The organism is uncultured Paenibacillus sp. (genome assembly GCF_963515335.1).
Taxonomy (GTDB): domain Bacteria; phylum Bacillota; class Bacilli; order Paenibacillales; family Paenibacillaceae; genus Paenibacillus_I.
In genome coordinates, this window is record NZ_CAUPYC010000051.1 from 1 (window position 1) to 15,117 (window position 15,117).

Below are 15,117 nucleotides of genomic sequence, written 5' to 3' on the forward strand. Positions count from 1 at the left end.
ATTTGACGCGCTTTATTCAACTTTTCAAGAGGTTACTTTCCGAATCCATGTTAAAAACTCCGCTCATCACGTTGACATTCACTGATCCAACAATGGCCGGCATACACTACACCCTTTTTTTAATACTTTATATGTTTAAAGAGCCGTGGGTGTTCACCCAATAAATGATTTGCATAGAATGCAGAGCAGAGCAAAGCGAAAATGGAACGTTTTTCAATGGGGAGAGATGGTTGATGAAAATGACTGTAGTGAATAAGAAAATTAAAATTGAAGAAATAAAGATTGAGGGAATCGGAAGTTCATCCTTTGTTTTAATAGGGGATACAGAGAGCATTACTGCTTCCCATTACTTTGATACGCCGTCAGATTCATTGATTTTCTCTCCGCAAGTCCCCCTCAAGCCTGTGAAAAAACAATAATTTACTGAAGATTTTAACGACTTCAGGGCAGAGCGCGCCTGGACTATATAGTATACTAAGGAAAGTACAACCGCATGGAACCGGCAGGAGGAGATCGAATGGCCAATACGCACACGTACAGCCGCAGGGAAGAAGTCGCCAACGCCGTGACGCACGGCATCGGTGCCGCGCTCAGCGTCGCCGCGCTTACGCTGCTTATCGTTTATGCTGCCTGGAAGGGAACCGCCCTGCACGTCGTCAGCTTTACCATTTACGGAAGCGCGATGCTGCTGTCTTTTCTGTCATCCACGCTGCTTCACAGCTTTCCCGAGGGAAAAGTGAAGAAATTTTTCGAGATCATGGACCACTCCTGCATTTATTTGTTCATTGCCGGCACGTACACCCCGATTCTGTTCCATGTCGTGCAGGGAACGCTGGGCTGGGTGCTGTTCGGGATCATGTGGGGCATTGCGCTGGTCGGCATCGTGTTCAAATCGTTCTATGCGTCGAAATTTCTGTTTACGTCGACTTTCCTTTATATCGCCATGGGCTGGATGATCGTGTTTGCCTGGCAACCGGTGGTGGAACGTCTCGCCGGCGCGGGGCTTGCCTTGCTGATTACGGGCGGCGTGCTGTATACGGCGGGCACCGTTTTTTACATGTGGCGCAGCTTTCCGTACCACCATGCGGTGTGGCATCTGTTCGTGCTGGCGGGAGCGGTGCTGCATTTTTTCACGATACTGCTGTATGTGCTGCCAGTTTGAGGACGGAGAGGGCTTGTGCTGAAACGATTGAGGCAAGGCGGAGCGGGAGAATGTTGAAGCGTAAAAGGGGCCTGCAGCCTCGCCGTCGCCCCGCTACAGCTCATCGAGCAGGTCGCCTGCGATGAGCGAGCCGGGGGAGCGCCGCTTGGCTGCTGCCCGGTCGCCGGCCGTTCCGTGCAGGTACACGCCCAGCGCCGCCGCCGCGACACCCGGCATGCCGCCGGCCAGCAGGCCGCCGATCACGCCGGCGAGCACATCGCCCGTGCCCCCGGTCGCCATGCCCGGATTGCCGGTCGTGTTCACATAAGCGCCGCCGTCCGGACCGGCGACCACCGTCCGCGCTCCCTTCAGAACGAGCGTCACACGGCGGCTCAGCGCGTAACGCTTGGCCGCCTCGATCCGGACCCGCTGCACGTCGCGGGTTGAAACGCCGGACAGGCGCGCCATTTCGCCGGGATGCGGCGTAAGGACGACCGGGCCCTTCCGCTCCGGCCAAGCGGTGAAATCGCCGGCTTCGGCCAGCATGTTCAGGGCATCGGCGTCGAGCACGACCGGCAGCTCAGGAGGCAGCGACTCCCACAGCCGGCGCAGCCAAAGCGAGTCCCCCGGGAACCGGCCGAGGCCCGGGCCGATGACGGCCGCGTCGCGTTCCTCCGCGCGCTGCGCAAGCTCCGCCGGATCGGTCGACGCCCAGTCGCCGCGGCCGCCGTCCGCAATGCCGGCGAGCATCAGCTCGGGGCGCGCGCCGATAACCGAAGGGACGACGGCGTCGGGGACCGCCCACGTCACAAGGCCGCAGCCGGCGCGCAGCGCGGCCGTGCAGCACAGCAGGCCCGCGCCGCTCATTGCGCGGGTGCCGGCTATCGCCAGCACGTGGCCGTAAGTGCCTTTGTGGCTGTCGGCTTCGCGCGGACGCTCGGGGTCGGCGCCCAGCGTCTCCCGCAGCACCGTCGGGGTTAGGCAGCGGACCCTGACGCCTACTTCCACCGCAAGCTTGCCCGGTATGCCGATCGGGGCCACCGCCGTCTCCCCGGCGTATCCTGCGCCCGGGAATTGGACGAATCCGCGCTTCAGAAACCCGAAGGTTACGGTTGCCGCCGCCCGTATGCAAGGGTCGGCGATTTCGCCCGTATCCGCATTCAGGCCGCTCGGCAGATCGGCGGCTACGATCGGCAATCCGCAGGCGTTCGCCTCGCGGATCAATGACGCATAGGGCTCGCGGGGCGCGCCGCCGCTGCCGGTGCCGAGCAGCGCGTCCACGATGCCTCCGGCGGCGCTCCAATCGAATTGCCCCGGGACGTAGGTGCGCGACGGGATGCCGAGCCGCGCGGCGATATCCCGCTGCAGGGCCGCATCGCCCCGCAGCTCGGCGGGCGATACGGCATAGACGATCTCCACGCCGAAGCCGCGCTCTGTGAGATGCCGCGCCGCGACCAGTCCGTCCCCGCCGTTGTTGCCTTTGCCGGCCAGAATGACCCAGGGCTTGCCGGCGGGCGACGGCCGCCGTCCGCTCTCCCGCATACCCGACGATCCGCCTAGCACCGTGAATCCGGCCTCCGCGAGCGTTCGTCCTTCCGCGATGCAGGCGACGGCGTCCGCCAAAGCCCTTCCGGCATTTTCCATCAAGACGGCGGCGGGAATGCCGATCCCGTCAATCGTTCTCGCATCGAGCCGGCGCATCTCTTCCGACGTGACGATATGAAGCATATTCGATCCGCTCCCTTCGAGGCTGTTTTACCCGTATTAGCGGCTGCCGATGCAGGCGCTTATGCCCGATGTAATCGTTTATATAGACCATGATACACCATTCATAACCGTGGCCGCCCGTTCGGCTCCCCGCACACATGAAAAAACCGCTCCGGCCCGTGCGCCGAAGCGGTTTTTCCTTTTTTGCGCGACTCCCCCTGACGTTCATCGCAAGCCTTCGCTACAATGAGCTTCTGCGTCCGAAGATGAGAGAAACGACAAACAGGATCAGGAACACGAAGAACAGGATTTTGGCGACCGAAGCCGCGGCGTCCACGATCCCCCCGAAGCCGAATATCGCCGCAACGATTGCAATAATGAAAAAGATTGCCGCCCATTTCAGCATCGTTATCACCTATCCTTTATTATAGTGGAGAGCTGCCCGGCAGCCCTCGCTTGATGCTTGTTTAACCGCCCTGCCGGGATATGAAACAAGCCGGTTTTCGGTTGATTCACCGCACTGGGGGAGGGGTAACGATATACAGACGAATGAACCGACTTGCCACACTTTCGGGACGTTTGAAATCAACGAAGGAGGGACATGCTCATGATGGAATTTGCCGTAATGATCATGGCCGTATCGGTCGCTGTTTTAGTCGTATACTTGGTGATGACGCTGAAAAAGGTGCAGACGTCGCTCGACACCGCGAACCAGACGCTCGGCGAGGCGCGGGATGCGATTCATTCCTGGAAAGGCGACGTGCAAGGCCTGGTAGTCAGCGTCAAGGACCTGACCAATCAGGTGAACCGCCAGATCGACGCGGTCGACCCGCTCATGGCGTCCGTACGGGATATGGGAGAAGCCATTCATGAGGTAACTTCCTCCGCCAAGGAAGTAACCGAATCCTGGATGGGCAAGCTTCGCAGCCAGGCACAGAAAGCAACCGTTGCGACGAAAGGCTCCTGGATGGACTGGGTGGAAGCCGGCGTCAAGGCGTACCACGTCGTGCGCAGCGCTACGAAAGTATTGAAGACGTCTCCGCAAGCGGTTGAAGCTCTTCAGCAAGAAGTGCGCAAGGATATTCACGATATCGAACGCGATGTCCTCAAAAGAGACCGGCTGTCTGGACATGGCGGTGCGGTTACGCTAGGATAGGATACGAGAAGAACGGAGTCGGAACCGGATGGACGGTCAGGTTGTAAGATCAAGGAGATGGAGAATGCGGATCCTCATTGTGGATGATAATCCGATGAACGTTACGGTCGTACAAGAAATGTTGAAACGAGCCGGATACCGGGACGTACATTCCGCTCCATCGGCCATTGAATTGTTTCAATTGCTCGGACTGGCCGAAGACGGTCGGGAAGAGCCCGGATCGTTGCAGAACGAATCGGAGTATGACCTCATCCTGCTGGATATGATGATGCCCCGGGTAGACGGCATAGCCGCCTGCCGGGCTATTCAGCAGGTTGAGCGTCTGCGTGACATTCCGATCATCATGGTGACGGCGATCGGCGATTCCAAAAAGCTCGCTGAAGCGCTCGACGCCGGCGCGATCGATTATGTGACGAAGCCGATCAACAAAATCGAGCTGCTGGCCAGGATTCGTTCGGCCCTCAGATTGAAGGAAGAGAAAGACTGGCATAAAGACAGGGACCGGCGGCTGCGCGAGGAGCTGCAGCTGGCCAGAGAGGTGCAGACGGCGGCGCTGCCGCTGCCGATCACCGAAAGCTTTATTGAGGTCGGGGCGATCTATAACCCGTCAGAGGAGCTTGCAGGCGATCTGTACTCCTGGCAGCGCATCGACGAGAACCGGTTCGGCGTCGCGGTCATCGACGCGATGGGGCACGGGATCTCGTCTTCACTCGTCTGCATGTTCATCGCCTCCGTATTGAAGGATGCGATGACCAGCCTGGTCGATCCCGAGCGGGTCGTGGAAGAGCTGAACCGGCGGGCGCTTCAGCTGCAGTTCGCGGATCAATTGATCCAGTATTATTACACGGCTCTCTATATGGTGGTGGATTTGGAGCGCGGCGTGCTCGAGTATGTGAATGCCGGACACCCGCCCGGACTTGTAATCCGCAAGGACGGCAGAACCGAACGGCTGGGCGGCGGCTGCGCCGCGATCGGTATTTTCGACAAGCTCGATATTTCCAAATCTACCGTCAGCATAGCGTCCGGCGACCGGATCGTGCTCGTCACGGACGGCTTGGTCGACGCCATTGACGCGCCTCCGGAGGAACGGCTCGACGCGCTGTTCGGTCGGATTCAGGATTTGAACGGAACGCATACCCCGCAGGAGTGGGCTTCCTATTTGCCGGGCAGCGACGCGCAGCTGGAGCGGCCGGACGATCAATGCCTCGTATGGGTCGACCTGAAGGAAGCTCTTTGAGCGGCCTGCCGGGCAAAAATAAAACGCAGGATTCCCGATCGGCGGGGATCCTGCGTTTTCGGTATCGGGGGCGATTGTCCGTTCATTGCGGCGTGCCGCGGCCGGATCGACGGGGGAGAGATTCGCCGCCGGGCGATGGGGGCGGAGACGCCGCTGAACCGGATCTCGATGAAGCTTTCCGGGTGCGCCGCTTCCGCTCCGCCGCTTTGGCGCCGCGCCGGCGCCGCCTTTCTTGGCGGGTGTGCAGCGCCGCGCCGGCAACGCCCTTGCTCCTCAGCCACAGATAGATGAAAAAAGTAACCGCGACGACGATTCCGCACAAGATGGCGAAGCCCCAAGGCTCCGCGGCCCAAGGCATACGGCGGAAGTTCGTTCCCCATAGCGTGCCGGCAACCATTGCGGGCAAGAACAACGCGATGAAAAAGGTCAGCGTCCGCATCATGTCATTGCCCCGCAGCGCATAAACGGCTTCGTCCATGGAAATCAGCGTGTCGATTTCCGCTTCGTAATGCGTGATCAGCGTCTCGATGCGCTGCAGCTTGTAGACCAGCTTCTTGTAGCCTTCGGTGTCCGTCAAACTGCCCATGAAGGCTTCCTTGAGAGCGCCTTCCAGTTCTTTAACGGCTATGTAATGATGGCTCCAGTGCAGCAGCTCGTACCGCCTGGAGAAAATGAGTTCCATCTGATCCGAACGGTGGCGGTGGCGCATCGACTCCTCGAGCGAGTCCAGCCGCTTCTCGAAAGCGTCCAGACCGTCGTGGAACGATTCCAGGGCACAGGTCAGCATCATCGTGAATGCCTCGGGGGCGCTGCCGCTCCGTCCCAGCTTGTCCTCCCAGGGGGTGAGCTGCAGCCGCAGCGAGAACCGCATATCCTGCTGATTCGTCACGAGCCGCCGCTCCGAGAGCCAGAAATGGAACGGGCCGACGTCCCGCTCATCGTCCGACAGCGGAATCATCAGCGTTCCATGGACGGCCGCTTCTCCGCCCGGAAGCTCGGTGACCGCTATATGATCCGTGAGCCGGTGTTCGCTCGCATCGAGCCAATCCGCGCATAACGGAAACATCTTTTTGTAATCCGGCAGATTCCCGTCCGTCCGGCTCCGGGACAGCAGGTGCCACTCCCAGCCTTCCGCATAACGAAGCACGCGATGATTCATCGGGCAACCTCCTGACATCCGCCTTACGGTTACGATTGCTGATCCCATCATACCCTGAAACGCCGCTCTGTTACAACTTGGAAACGCGTACGGCCTGCTTCGTTCACGGCAAAAACACGCCCGGCCCCGGGAAGGGCGGACGTGTCGGGTAATGATGGATCGTTATAGGTCATAGGCTTCGCCGTCGGCATCTTCCGTCAGCAGCTGCTTGAGCTTCTCGATCGCCCGTTTCTGGATGCGGGAGATGCTCATCTGCGACACGCCCAGCTGCTCGGCGATCGCCCGCTGCGGCAGCCCTTCGTCGAATACCAGCTCCAGCACCTGGCGTTCCTCGGGCTTAAGCTTGGACATGGCGCTATGCAGGTCCAGCTTTTTGTCGACCGTGTCATAATCGTCTGCCGGGGAGCCGATCAGCTCGCCGAGCGTGGTCGTGCTCTCTTCTTCGGAAATCGGCGTGTCGAGCGATACATAATGATATAAGTCCCGGCCCGCCAATATTTCGAGCGTTTCTTCATACGTCAGCTCGAGGTGGGCGGCGATTTCCTCGACGTTCGGCGAACGTTCCAGACGAACCGTCAGCTCATCGATCGCTTGCTGCACGACAATCCCTTTTTCCTTGATCCGCCGCGGCACCTGAACGTACCACGACTTGTCGCGCAAGTAATTTTTCATATGGCCGATGATGCTCTTCATGGCGTAGGGCTCGAATTGGACCCCTACGGACGCGTCATATTGGGCGAACAACCGGAGAAGCGCCATCTGGCCGACCTGGTACAGATCCTCATACAGATCGGGACGGTTTCTCGAGATTTTGCCCGCAGCCATCCGCACCATCGGCTCATAATGCTCGATGAGTTTGGTCGCCGTTTCATTCGTCGGATTGCTCTGGTATTCCAGAATCAAAGACGACGTCTCCAGCGGCGGTTGATTTGCAGGCTGTGTGCTCATGCGGTATCTTCACTCCTGACCAAGCGCTTGGTCAAAATGACCTCGGTGCCGGTGTCGCTGTGCACCTCCACCTGATCCATTAACGCTTGCATGAGATATAGGCCCAGACCGCCCGCATGAAGCTCATCGATCGATTTGCCGCTCATCGGGGATTTCTGTCTTGCCACGGCGAGCGCGTCGAAGCTTTGGCCGTCGTCCTTCACGACGATCGAGAGCGCGTCCTTCTTCTTGATGAATCTGACTTCCATCCGGGGTGCTTGCTCGGGCGCCGGCGCCGTCGTGCCCGATGGGAGATTGCCGTAGGCGTGCAGGACAGCATTGTTGCAGGCTTCCGATACGGCAACCTTCATATCCTCAATCTCTTCGTAAGAAAAACCCATTTTGGCGGCAATGCCGTACAAAGTGACCCTCACCAAATCCACGTATTCGGCGGAGGCGGGCACTTGGAGCGTTACCAGTTCATCGGTAGCCTTCATCGCTTTCATCCTCGTTCCTTTCTCGCCTGTTATTGTTCTTGCTTCTGTCCCGTCAAAAACGGTGTAATGCCGGTCATATCGAATAATTTGCGGATGCCGGGCGGAATCGCCTCGACGCTGAACGGCGCCTGGCTGGCATGACGCGCTTTCAGTACGGAGACCAGAATGCCGATGCCGGTACTGTCGATATATTTCAAATCACGTAGGTTGAGGGAGAGCTCCCTGTCCTTCAGCTCTACAAGCGGGGCCATGGCGGCACGCATTTGCGTCGCGACCTCCAGGTCAAGTTCACCGCTGACATACACGATGCACCGACCTTCCCGCGTTTCGGTGCGCAATTGGAATTTCTCGGGTTGTTTCATCTTTTCCTCTCCTGACATAGGTTACTTCCGACACTAGGAATCCTGGTGTGTTTTCCTGCTGCGCTATTCAATCATTTTACCTTAATCTCAATCTTATTAACCAGCTGTTGTCCGGTTGAAACAATGTCGAATAAACAAAATGTCATAGGTCTGAGGTCACTTGCGGCGCCGGTGTGATTTGTTTGAGCGTCGGATGCGGCGGGTATTAGAGCCTAAACGGATAACTACCATTTTGATGGAGGGTGAAGGATATGATAGAGAACCGCAATGTGGAAGTGGAAGAGCGGCACGTGGAAAAAAAGTCGGATTCCAGTCTGGTGGCCGCGACGTTCATCAAGTATGCGGCGTACATCATCATTTTTTTCGGCGCGTTGTACTTTCTGGTGCGATACGTTTTCCCGATGTTCTGACCGGATCGGCCGCTCAGGCGTCGACTGAAGTTAAGAAAATCGTTGAACGGTTCAATGGTATATAAAAGGGGAATACCAACGGTATTCGGAACGAAGAGAGGAGGGATGCGCCATGACTATGGCCATCGGCATTTATGAGAATCAGGCTGCCGCGATCGAGGCGGTTCAACAGCTCGAAGGAGAGGGCTTCCGGGCGGAGAACTTGAAGGTGATGGCGAAGAACCACGAGTCGTCCGGGAGGATCGAGTCCGAAACCGACGTTCATGTGGACGAGCTGAACGATCTCACCGAAACACGCGCGGATCGGAACGGAGGCGACAATCTGCCCGACTCGCCGGCCGCGGCGGGTTGGGCGGCCGGCTATCCGCTGGCGGCGGGAATCGGCTTCGGGACCTATAACGGCACGGGGTTTCCTGCGGGCATCCTTGCTTTGACGGCCTTGCGCGACGGAGACGAGATGAAGGGCGCGCTTGAAGCGCTCGGTCTGGGCGATAAGGCCGCCGAGGTATGCAGGGATGCGATCAGCGAAGGCTCGATCGTCGTCGTGGCGGAAGCGGAAGGGGACGCGGGCGATGATTCGGCCCGAAAAGCCGGCGCGGAAGAGGTGTTCCGCCGCACGGGGGCCGCGCAGATCATCTGAAGGAGCGGATTCACAACCATCGCCATTACCGGCGGTGGTTATTATTTTGTCCGCCCTCCGCCGTGCGCTCCTCTGTAACCTGCGGAACGTCGCTTATTTGCCCGCCCTCCGCCGTGCGCTCCTCTGTAACCTGCGGAACGTCGCTTATTTGCCCGCCCTCCGCCGTGCGCTCCTCTGTAGCCTGCGGAACGTCGCTTATTTGCCTGCAAATTAACGTTAGTCTGGAGGCGCTGCTTTAGGGGTTGAATGATATTGAAGCTGTGGGGTGAAAGGTGGGTAGTGTATGTTGGGATGGGCGTGGCACGGGTGATGAAGCGGCAGGAGTGACGGTAATATTCGCAGCGGACACCGGGGGCAGGTTCGGGGCTGAACTGTCAGGTACCGGGATGAGTGTCGTCGACGCGGCAAAAAGGGCAGAAGCGCGGCCGGCCAGGTTGCCTGCACAAAGCAAAGCCGGAACCCCCGGGTTCCGGCTTTGCTCATGCGAATGCATCTGTCGGTCACTCTTGAATCGGATCCGGCACAAGGCCGTCTTCCTGCAGCTGATGGTTGGTTTTCATGACCTTCATGTCATTGCCGAGACGCTTGGCGTCCTGTTCATCCTGAACCATCGTGCCGTTGAACGCTTCATCCAGGCTCTTGTACTTGCGGCCTCTTTGTCCGGAGGACGGCGAGGTACGCTCGGAAGGCTTGGAGTTATATTCGGTATTGGCCTTAGCCATAGCCATCGCTCCCTCTGTCAGTTGTTAGAGCTATAGGAAGAGTTGTTAGAGCTGAAAGATTTGCTCGATCCGGCGTTGTCGGCCTTGTCGACCCATTGATGCGCCGTGCTTTCCGCGCGGTCCGTCGCTTCTTTCGCCTTGTCGGCCGCCATCGAAACCGTGTCGTGAGCCTGATCGGTCATGCTCTTCGAAGAGGAATCACCTTTGGAAGAACCGGCCATTTCCGACACTTTGCCGGCAATGGTGCTGGCCTGAGCGCCGACGGCTTTGGCCGCGTCCTTCGCGGTTACCGCCCATTCGGATGCCTGGGTTTTCAGCGTGCTTGCCGCTCCGTTCGCCTTCATCTTCAGATCGCTTCTCAGCTCGCGCCCCGTTTTGGGAGCGAACAGCAATGCCGCCGCCGCGCCTACCAACCCGCCGATCAAAGCACCTTTCCACGCGCCTCCGCCTGACTGCCGGTATTCTGTCATAGCCATATCGGTCAACTCCTTTTTCTTCAGATTTGTTGTGGTTCGGTATGTCCTTATTTAACCCGCAGGGAGCGCGCTGAAACCGGAAAATGCTCGCCAAGGCGCGACTAGGCCTCTACAGCCTGCTCCCACCTTCCGCTCCCCGCTGGTAAAGTGCCACGGGACCCTTGCCGGCCCCCGCCGCCTTCTCGACCCCGTCGCATGAGGATGCCCTATGCTGTTTCTGTCCGCAGGCGCATAGAATGAGAAGGAACCCTTTACTTTCCGGTACAGCCGGACGAAAGGCGGGATCTGAGGGATGCGGAGCAAGCATGGTGGAGAGAAGCCGGTGAACCGGCGGTCCGAAGGGGAAGCCTTGGTTGTTAGCCGGAGAGGCGAGTGGACGGAGTATGTGTATATCGGCCATGCGGCGGTCGTCGATGCGGACGGGCGGCTGGTCGCATGGGCCGGGGATCCGGGAGGGATGACGGGGCTGGGCTGGGCGGCGAGACCGTTCGCGGCGATCCCGCTGATCCTCGGCGGCTTGAGGGAAAGAAACGAATGGAGCGAAGCGGATGTCGCGCAGCTGGCGGGATCGCAAGCGGACGGCGAAGCGAATTGCCGGAGCCTGCACGCCGGGGCGCTTGCGCTCTGCCGGCGCTATAATTGGCCGGCCGCCGGCTATACGAGGCCCGAGCATCCGCTGCAGAAAGAAACGCAGCGCAGGGTGGCGGAATTTGCGGGCGTCGGAGAAGGAGTTCTCGGACATGTAAGGGACGACTGCGGGTTTCCCGGCTTTGTGCTGCCGCTTTGGCGAATCGCGCTCATGTACGCACGGCTCGCATCGCCGCCGGCGGGTTGGGCCGACGTCACGCTTCGCGGCGCGGCGGACAGTGTGGCCGGGGCGATGCTGGCCAGGCCGGACTTGGCGGGCGCCGGCGGAAGCTTGGCGCGTCTGCTGCTGGAGGGGGGCGCCGTGGCGGCGAACGCGGGGCCCGGCAGGCTCGCGTTTGCTTTGCCCCGCGAGCGGCTCGGTGTCGTTATCGCCATGGAGGCGGACTCGAACACGGCGCTCCCGGCCGCGACGGCTGCTATAGTGGAAGATATAGCCGAAGCGTTTGGAGAAGAGGAGGCGGCGGACGATAACGCGGGGGCTTCGCTTGCCGGCTTGGCCGCGAGCATACGCTCGCGTTTTCCGGCCGAGAGGCTGAACGTCGGAGGCGAGCCCGTCGGCCGGCATGAGGCCGGGGAACGGCTTGCGTTCGCGGACGGACTTCGGCGCTGACCGCCGTCGTCACCCGCACGCCGCAGCTCGCGCCGTCACCCGCACGCGCTGCACGCCGCAGCTCGAGCCGGAAGCCGCGCGCTGCACGCCTTGCTATTCCTCGCGCAACGAATCGCGGTAGGCTGTCGGCGGCAGGCCGTACGTCCGGCGAAATTGCTTGGAGAAGTAGAGCGGATCCTGGAAGCCGACGGAAGCCGCGATTTGTTCCACCGTCAGCTCCTTTCGTTCGCGCAGGAGCTGGCGGGCTTTGTCGATCCGCAGCCGGAGCAGGAAGGCGACCGGCGTCATGCCGGTATGCCGTTTGAATACGCGGGAAACATAAGCGCGGTTGAAGCCGAGCGTTTTTGCCATGCGCTCGATGGACACGGGCTCGGCGTATTGGGTGGACAAGTAGCGGACCACTTGCCGGATCAAGGCGCCGCCTTCATCATCCGGCCCGATGCGCTCATCGGCGGCCGGCCGCCCGGCGTCGCCCAGCGCGGCGAGCAGCAGCTGCAGGTACCCGGGCGCCTCGATATGGGCCAGCGCCCTCCCCTCGCGAAAGCAGCGGCGGATGCGGCCGATGAGCGCCGCGGGCCTGCGGCTGCGCCCCGTATCGGCAACCGGCCTGTCGGCGGACAGGCCCACCGCGGAGACCAGCCCGGCACACCGTGCGCCTGCGAACGCCACCCATCTGTACCGCCACGGGTCGCTCCCGTCGGACGCATATTCGATGAGGCTCTCCGGCTCGATCAGAAACGATTGGCCGGGTCCCAGGCGATATTCGGTTCCTTTGCAAACGAACGTGCCTCGGCCGGATAAGATGTGGTGCAGCAAATAAAAATCATAGACCTTGGGTCCCAGCTTGTGGCCGGGCTTCGTCTGGCTTTCCCCCGCAAACAGCACGCCCAGCTCGCCGTATTCGATCGAAACCGGATTCGAGACGACCGAATAAAAAAATTCCGGTGCCATACATCCATCCCCTCTTCACCCAACCGGTTGGCGGAAACCGTAATAAGTATTAATGAAATCTTATCATGGTTCCGTTCGGATAGCGAGTCGCCTTCCATGAACAGGTCACATTAATCCATGTCATATACACTTCCCGCCATTTGCATAAGGCAAATGGTATTCTATACTTAACGTAGCAAAAACAAATCCGAGTAAAAGGAATGTGGTGCGACCGATGGCTGATCTTCAAGCATTGAAACGGCGTTTTATCGAAATTTACGGCGGCGGGGAACGGGAGATCCGGATATTCCATGCGCCGGGGCGCGTCAACCTGATCGGCGAGCATACCGATTATAACGGCGGGTACGTTTTTCCGGCGGCGCTGACGTTCGGCACGACGCTGCTCGTTCGCGGCAGGGAAGACGGCCTGCTCGGTCTGGCTTCCACCAATTTTTCCGAGCATAAGCATTTGCCGGTCTCGCCGATCGTGTACGACGAGGCGGACGATTGGATGAATTATCCGAAAGGGATCGTCCGCGAGCTGCAACATACAGGCGTAACGTTCCCGCACGGCTTCGATCTGCTCTATCACGGCGAAATTCCGAACGGCGCGGGCTTGTCCTCCTCGGCATCGATCGAGGTCGTCACCGCGTACGCTTTGCTGAAAATGAACGGCCTGCCGACCGACACGGTCGAGATCGCGCGGCTCTCGCAAAAGTCGGAGAACGAGTTCAACGGCGTGAAATGCGGCATCATGGACCAGTTCTCGGTGGCGAACGGCAAAAAAGACCATGCGATTCTTCTGATGTGCGATACGCTCGAATACGAGCATGTGCCCTTCAAAAGCGGTGAATATAAGCTGGTCATCGGCAACACGAACAAACGGCGCGGCCTGGTCGATTCAAAGTATAACGAGCGGCGCGCCCAGTGCGAGCAGGCGGTCAAGGATCTGCGGCAGAAGTTCCCGAACATGACGCTGCTCGGCCAGATCGGCCTGGCGGAGTTTACCGGGAACGAGCATCTGATCAAGGATGAAACGGTCCGCAAGCGCGCGCGCCACGTCGTGGAGGAAATCGATCGCGTGCTCCGCTCGATCGAGGTGCTGAAGGCGGACGACCTCGCGTCGTTCGGGCAGCTGATGAACGGCTCCCACGACTCGCTGCGCGACCTGTACGAGGTGACGGGCGAGGAGCTCGACGCGATGGTCGACGCGGCGCGGCAGGTGCCGGGCGTATTGGGCTCGCGCATGACCGGAGCCGGCTTCGGCGGCTGCACGGTTTCGCTTGTGCATGAAGACAGCATCGACCGGTTCAAGGAAGAGGTGGGCCGGAAGTACACGGAAGCGACCGGCCTGACCGCGGATTTCTATGTATGCAGCATCGGCAACGGCGTTGAGGAACTGAGATAAAATCATTGCGGCTGCCGAACCGGAGCGGGAATAAGGCCGGTCGGCGGCGCGGGAGGAGAGGAACGGACATGGCGGTATTGGTGACGGGAGGGGCCGGCTATATCGGCTCGCATACGGTGGCGGCGCTGCTGGAGCGCGGCGAGCAGCTCGTCGTGGCGGACAATCTGCAGCAGGGGCGCAAGGCGGCGCTGCTCGGCGGCGTCTTTTACGAAGGGGATTTGCGCGACGCGGCGTTGCTGGATCGGGTGTTCGGCGAAAATGCGATCGACGCCGTCATCCATTTCGCGGCGAATTCGCTTGTCGGCGAAAGCATGAAGGATCCGGGCAAATACTATCACAACAATGTGTACGGCACGCTCTGCCTGCTGGAGAAAATGAACGAGCACGGCGTCAAGCGCATCGTTTTTTCGTCGACGGCGGCGACCTACGGCGAGCCGGAGAGCGTGCCGATCAAAGAGAGCGACCGCACGCTTCCGACTAACGCCTACGGCGAGACGAAGCTGGCGATGGAGCAGATGATGAAATGGTTCGACGTGGCGCACGGGGTGAAATACGTATCGCTTCGTTATTTCAACGCGGCCGGCGCGCACGCAAGCGGCAAAATCGGCGAAGACCACAACCCGGAGACGCACCTGGTGCCGATCGTGCTGCAGGCCGCGCTCGGCAAACGCCCGCATATTTCGGTGTTTGGCGACGATTACGACACGCCGGACGGCACCTGCATCCGCGACTACATCCATGTCAGCGACCTGGCGGACGCGCACGTTCTGGCCGTCGACCGGCTGCGCAGGGGCGAGGGCAGCGGCATTTTCAACCTCGGCAGCGGTACGGGCTACTCGGTCAAGGAAGTGATCGAATGCGCCCGCCGGGTGACGGGCCGCGAAATCCCGATGGTGGTGGAACCGCGCCGCGCCGGCGATCCGGCCGTTCTCGTCGCTTCCTCGGAACGGGCCCGCATCGAGCTCGGCTGGGCGCCGTCGCGCGACAAGCTGGAAGACATCATCCGCAGCGCCTGGGAATGGCACTTGGCCAATCCGGACGGATATGGGGACAAGTAATCGGCCTGCCGGATTGGATAGGAGGATAC

18 protein-coding genes are annotated in these 15,117 nt (G+C 60.0%); 9 read left to right on the top strand and 9 right to left on the bottom strand.

The annotated features are described in order from the left end of the window. Window positions 1-233: 233 nt before the first annotated feature. Entirely contained in the window at window positions 234-419 is a 186-nt protein-coding gene (locus tag RWM61_RS14850) for a spore gernimation protein GerPD (protein ID WP_314002153.1), read from the top strand. Between the two features lie 98 nt (window positions 420-517). Next, window positions 518-1,162, top strand: coding sequence for a hemolysin III family protein (locus RWM61_RS14855; protein ID WP_314002155.1), 645 nt, complete (start codon window positions 518-520; stop codon window positions 1,160-1,162). A 93-nt stretch (window positions 1,163-1,255) separates the two neighbouring features. Here RWM61_RS14855 and RWM61_RS14860 read toward each other — a convergent pair whose 3' ends face one another. Together RWM61_RS14860 and RWM61_RS14865 are read right to left on the bottom strand one after the other, a co-directional pair. Beyond that, window positions 1,256-2,869, bottom strand: coding sequence for an NAD(P)H-hydrate dehydratase (locus tag RWM61_RS14860; protein WP_314002157.1), 1,614 nt, complete (start codon window positions 2,867-2,869; stop codon window positions 1,256-1,258). Between the two features lie 220 nt (window positions 2,870-3,089). Beyond that, window positions 3,090-3,254 carry a DUF1328 domain-containing protein gene (locus tag RWM61_RS14865; RefSeq protein WP_314002159.1) on the bottom strand — a complete coding sequence of 55 codons (165 nt, stop codon included), beginning with the start codon at window positions 3,252-3,254 and terminating at the stop codon, window positions 3,090-3,092. Window positions 3,255-3,455: 201 nt separating this feature from the next. Here RWM61_RS14865 and RWM61_RS14870 point away from each other — a divergent pair, with 201 nt between their 5' ends. Together RWM61_RS14870 and RWM61_RS14875 are read left to right on the top strand one after the other, a co-directional pair. Then, window positions 3,456-4,004: a DUF948 domain-containing protein gene (locus RWM61_RS14870; RefSeq protein ID WP_314002161.1), complete on the top strand. Its 549-nt coding sequence runs from the start codon at window positions 3,456-3,458 to the stop codon at window positions 4,002-4,004. Between the two features lie 64 nt (window positions 4,005-4,068). Beyond that, window positions 4,069-5,241 carry a fused response regulator/phosphatase gene (locus RWM61_RS14875; RefSeq protein ID WP_314002163.1) on the top strand — a complete coding sequence of 391 codons (1,173 nt, stop codon included), beginning with the start codon at window positions 4,069-4,071 and terminating at the stop codon, window positions 5,239-5,241. A gap of 82 nt (window positions 5,242-5,323) precedes the next feature. Here the strand turns inward: RWM61_RS14875 and RWM61_RS14880 are convergent, their stop codons facing one another. The 4 genes from RWM61_RS14880 to RWM61_RS14895 all read right to left on the bottom strand — a co-directional run bounded on the left by RWM61_RS14880 (window position 5,324) and on the right by RWM61_RS14895 (window position 8,186). After that, complete coding sequence (locus RWM61_RS14880) at window positions 5,324-6,400, bottom strand: CorA family divalent cation transporter (protein WP_314002165.1); 1,077 nt, start codon at window positions 6,398-6,400, stop codon at window positions 5,324-5,326. A gap of 162 nt (window positions 6,401-6,562) precedes the next feature. Further along, complete coding sequence (locus RWM61_RS14885) at window positions 6,563-7,348, bottom strand: sigma-70 family RNA polymerase sigma factor (RefSeq protein ID WP_314002167.1); 786 nt, start codon at window positions 7,346-7,348, stop codon at window positions 6,563-6,565. Next, window positions 7,345-7,824 (bottom strand): anti-sigma B factor RsbW, encoded by a 480-nt coding sequence (rsbW, locus tag RWM61_RS14890; RefSeq protein ID WP_314002169.1) that lies wholly within the window; start codon window positions 7,822-7,824, stop codon window positions 7,345-7,347. Before rsbW ends, RWM61_RS14885 begins: the two co-directional genes overlap by 4 nt. A gap of 29 nt (window positions 7,825-7,853) precedes the next feature. Next, window positions 7,854-8,186, bottom strand: coding sequence for an STAS domain-containing protein (locus tag RWM61_RS14895; RefSeq protein WP_314002171.1), 333 nt, complete (start codon window positions 8,184-8,186; stop codon window positions 7,854-7,856). Window positions 8,187-8,437: 251 nt separating this feature from the next. Here RWM61_RS14895 and RWM61_RS14900 point away from each other — a divergent pair, with 251 nt between their 5' ends. Then, window positions 8,438-8,596 carry a hypothetical protein gene (locus RWM61_RS14900; protein ID WP_314002173.1) on the top strand — a complete coding sequence of 53 codons (159 nt, stop codon included), beginning with the start codon at window positions 8,438-8,440 and terminating at the stop codon, window positions 8,594-8,596. 112 nt (window positions 8,597-8,708) lie between these two features. Next, window positions 8,709-9,236, top strand: a complete 528-nt coding sequence (locus RWM61_RS14905; protein ID WP_314002175.1) for a hypothetical protein — start codon at window positions 8,709-8,711, stop codon at window positions 9,234-9,236. A gap of 500 nt (window positions 9,237-9,736) precedes the next feature. Here RWM61_RS14905 and RWM61_RS14910 read toward each other — a convergent pair whose 3' ends face one another. Together RWM61_RS14910 and RWM61_RS14915 are read right to left on the bottom strand one after the other, a co-directional pair. After that, complete coding sequence (locus tag RWM61_RS14910; protein ID WP_314002177.1) at window positions 9,737-9,958, bottom strand: hypothetical protein; 222 nt, start codon at window positions 9,956-9,958, stop codon at window positions 9,737-9,739. A 17-nt stretch (window positions 9,959-9,975) separates the two neighbouring features. Further along, window positions 9,976-10,434, bottom strand: a complete 459-nt coding sequence (locus RWM61_RS14915) for a YtxH domain-containing protein (protein WP_314002179.1) — start codon at window positions 10,432-10,434, stop codon at window positions 9,976-9,978. 292 nt (window positions 10,435-10,726) lie between these two features. On the opposite strand from RWM61_RS14915, the gene RWM61_RS14920 reads away from it, so the two are divergent. Beyond that, window positions 10,727-11,692, top strand: a complete 966-nt coding sequence (locus RWM61_RS14920) for an asparaginase (RefSeq protein ID WP_314002181.1) — start codon at window positions 10,727-10,729, stop codon at window positions 11,690-11,692. A gap of 93 nt (window positions 11,693-11,785) precedes the next feature. Here the strand turns inward: RWM61_RS14920 and RWM61_RS14925 are convergent, their stop codons facing one another. Beyond that, window positions 11,786-12,643: an AraC family transcriptional regulator gene (locus RWM61_RS14925; RefSeq protein WP_314002183.1), complete on the bottom strand. Its 858-nt coding sequence runs from the start codon at window positions 12,641-12,643 to the stop codon at window positions 11,786-11,788. Between the two features lie 214 nt (window positions 12,644-12,857). Between RWM61_RS14925 and RWM61_RS14930 the strand changes: the two genes are divergently transcribed. Both RWM61_RS14930 and galE read left to right on the top strand, forming a co-directional pair. Beyond that, window positions 12,858-14,030 (top strand): galactokinase, encoded by a 1,173-nt coding sequence (locus RWM61_RS14930; protein WP_314002184.1) that lies wholly within the window; start codon window positions 12,858-12,860, stop codon window positions 14,028-14,030. A 68-nt stretch (window positions 14,031-14,098) separates the two neighbouring features. Then, window positions 14,099-15,088, top strand: coding sequence for a UDP-glucose 4-epimerase GalE (galE, locus tag RWM61_RS14935; RefSeq protein WP_314002186.1), 990 nt, complete (start codon window positions 14,099-14,101; stop codon window positions 15,086-15,088). Window positions 15,089-15,117: the final 29 nt, after the last annotated feature.

Excerpts from the sequence above, each read along its gene's own strand:
- RWM61_RS14850 (WP_314002153.1), top strand. The coding sequence starts at position 234 with ATGAAAATGACTGTAGTGAATAAGAAAATTAAAATTGAAGAAATAAAG.
- RWM61_RS14855 (WP_314002155.1), top strand. The coding sequence starts at position 518 with ATGGCCAATACGCACACGTACAGCCGCAGGGAAGAAGTCGCCAACGCC.
- RWM61_RS14860 (WP_314002157.1), bottom strand. The coding sequence starts at position 2,869 with ATGCTTCATATCGTCACGTCGGAAGAGATGCGCCGGCTCGATGCGAGA.
- RWM61_RS14865 (WP_314002159.1), bottom strand. The coding sequence starts at position 3,254 with ATGCTGAAATGGGCGGCAATCTTTTTCATTATTGCAATCGTTGCGGCG.
- RWM61_RS14870 (WP_314002161.1), top strand. The coding sequence starts at position 3,456 with ATGATGGAATTTGCCGTAATGATCATGGCCGTATCGGTCGCTGTTTTA.
- RWM61_RS14875 (WP_314002163.1), top strand. The coding sequence starts at position 4,069 with ATGCGGATCCTCATTGTGGATGATAATCCGATGAACGTTACGGTCGTA.
- RWM61_RS14880 (WP_314002165.1), bottom strand. The coding sequence starts at position 6,400 with ATGAATCATCGCGTGCTTCGTTATGCGGAAGGCTGGGAGTGGCACCTG.
- RWM61_RS14885 (WP_314002167.1), bottom strand. The coding sequence starts at position 7,348 with ATGAGCACACAGCCTGCAAATCAACCGCCGCTGGAGACGTCGTCTTTG.
- rsbW (WP_314002169.1), bottom strand. The coding sequence starts at position 7,824 with ATGAAGGCTACCGATGAACTGGTAACGCTCCAAGTGCCCGCCTCCGCC.
- RWM61_RS14895 (WP_314002171.1), bottom strand. The coding sequence starts at position 8,186 with ATGAAACAACCCGAGAAATTCCAATTGCGCACCGAAACGCGGGAAGGT.
- RWM61_RS14900 (WP_314002173.1), top strand. The coding sequence starts at position 8,438 with ATGATAGAGAACCGCAATGTGGAAGTGGAAGAGCGGCACGTGGAAAAA.
- RWM61_RS14905 (WP_314002175.1), top strand. The coding sequence starts at position 8,709 with ATGACTATGGCCATCGGCATTTATGAGAATCAGGCTGCCGCGATCGAG.
- RWM61_RS14910 (WP_314002177.1), bottom strand. The coding sequence starts at position 9,958 with ATGGCTAAGGCCAATACCGAATATAACTCCAAGCCTTCCGAGCGTACC.
- RWM61_RS14915 (WP_314002179.1), bottom strand. The coding sequence starts at position 10,434 with ATGGCTATGACAGAATACCGGCAGTCAGGCGGAGGCGCGTGGAAAGGT.
- RWM61_RS14920 (WP_314002181.1), top strand. The coding sequence starts at position 10,727 with ATGCGGAGCAAGCATGGTGGAGAGAAGCCGGTGAACCGGCGGTCCGAA.
- RWM61_RS14925 (WP_314002183.1), bottom strand. The coding sequence starts at position 12,643 with ATGGCACCGGAATTTTTTTATTCGGTCGTCTCGAATCCGGTTTCGATC.
- RWM61_RS14930 (WP_314002184.1), top strand. The coding sequence starts at position 12,858 with ATGGCTGATCTTCAAGCATTGAAACGGCGTTTTATCGAAATTTACGGC.
- galE (WP_314002186.1), top strand. The coding sequence starts at position 14,099 with ATGGCGGTATTGGTGACGGGAGGGGCCGGCTATATCGGCTCGCATACG.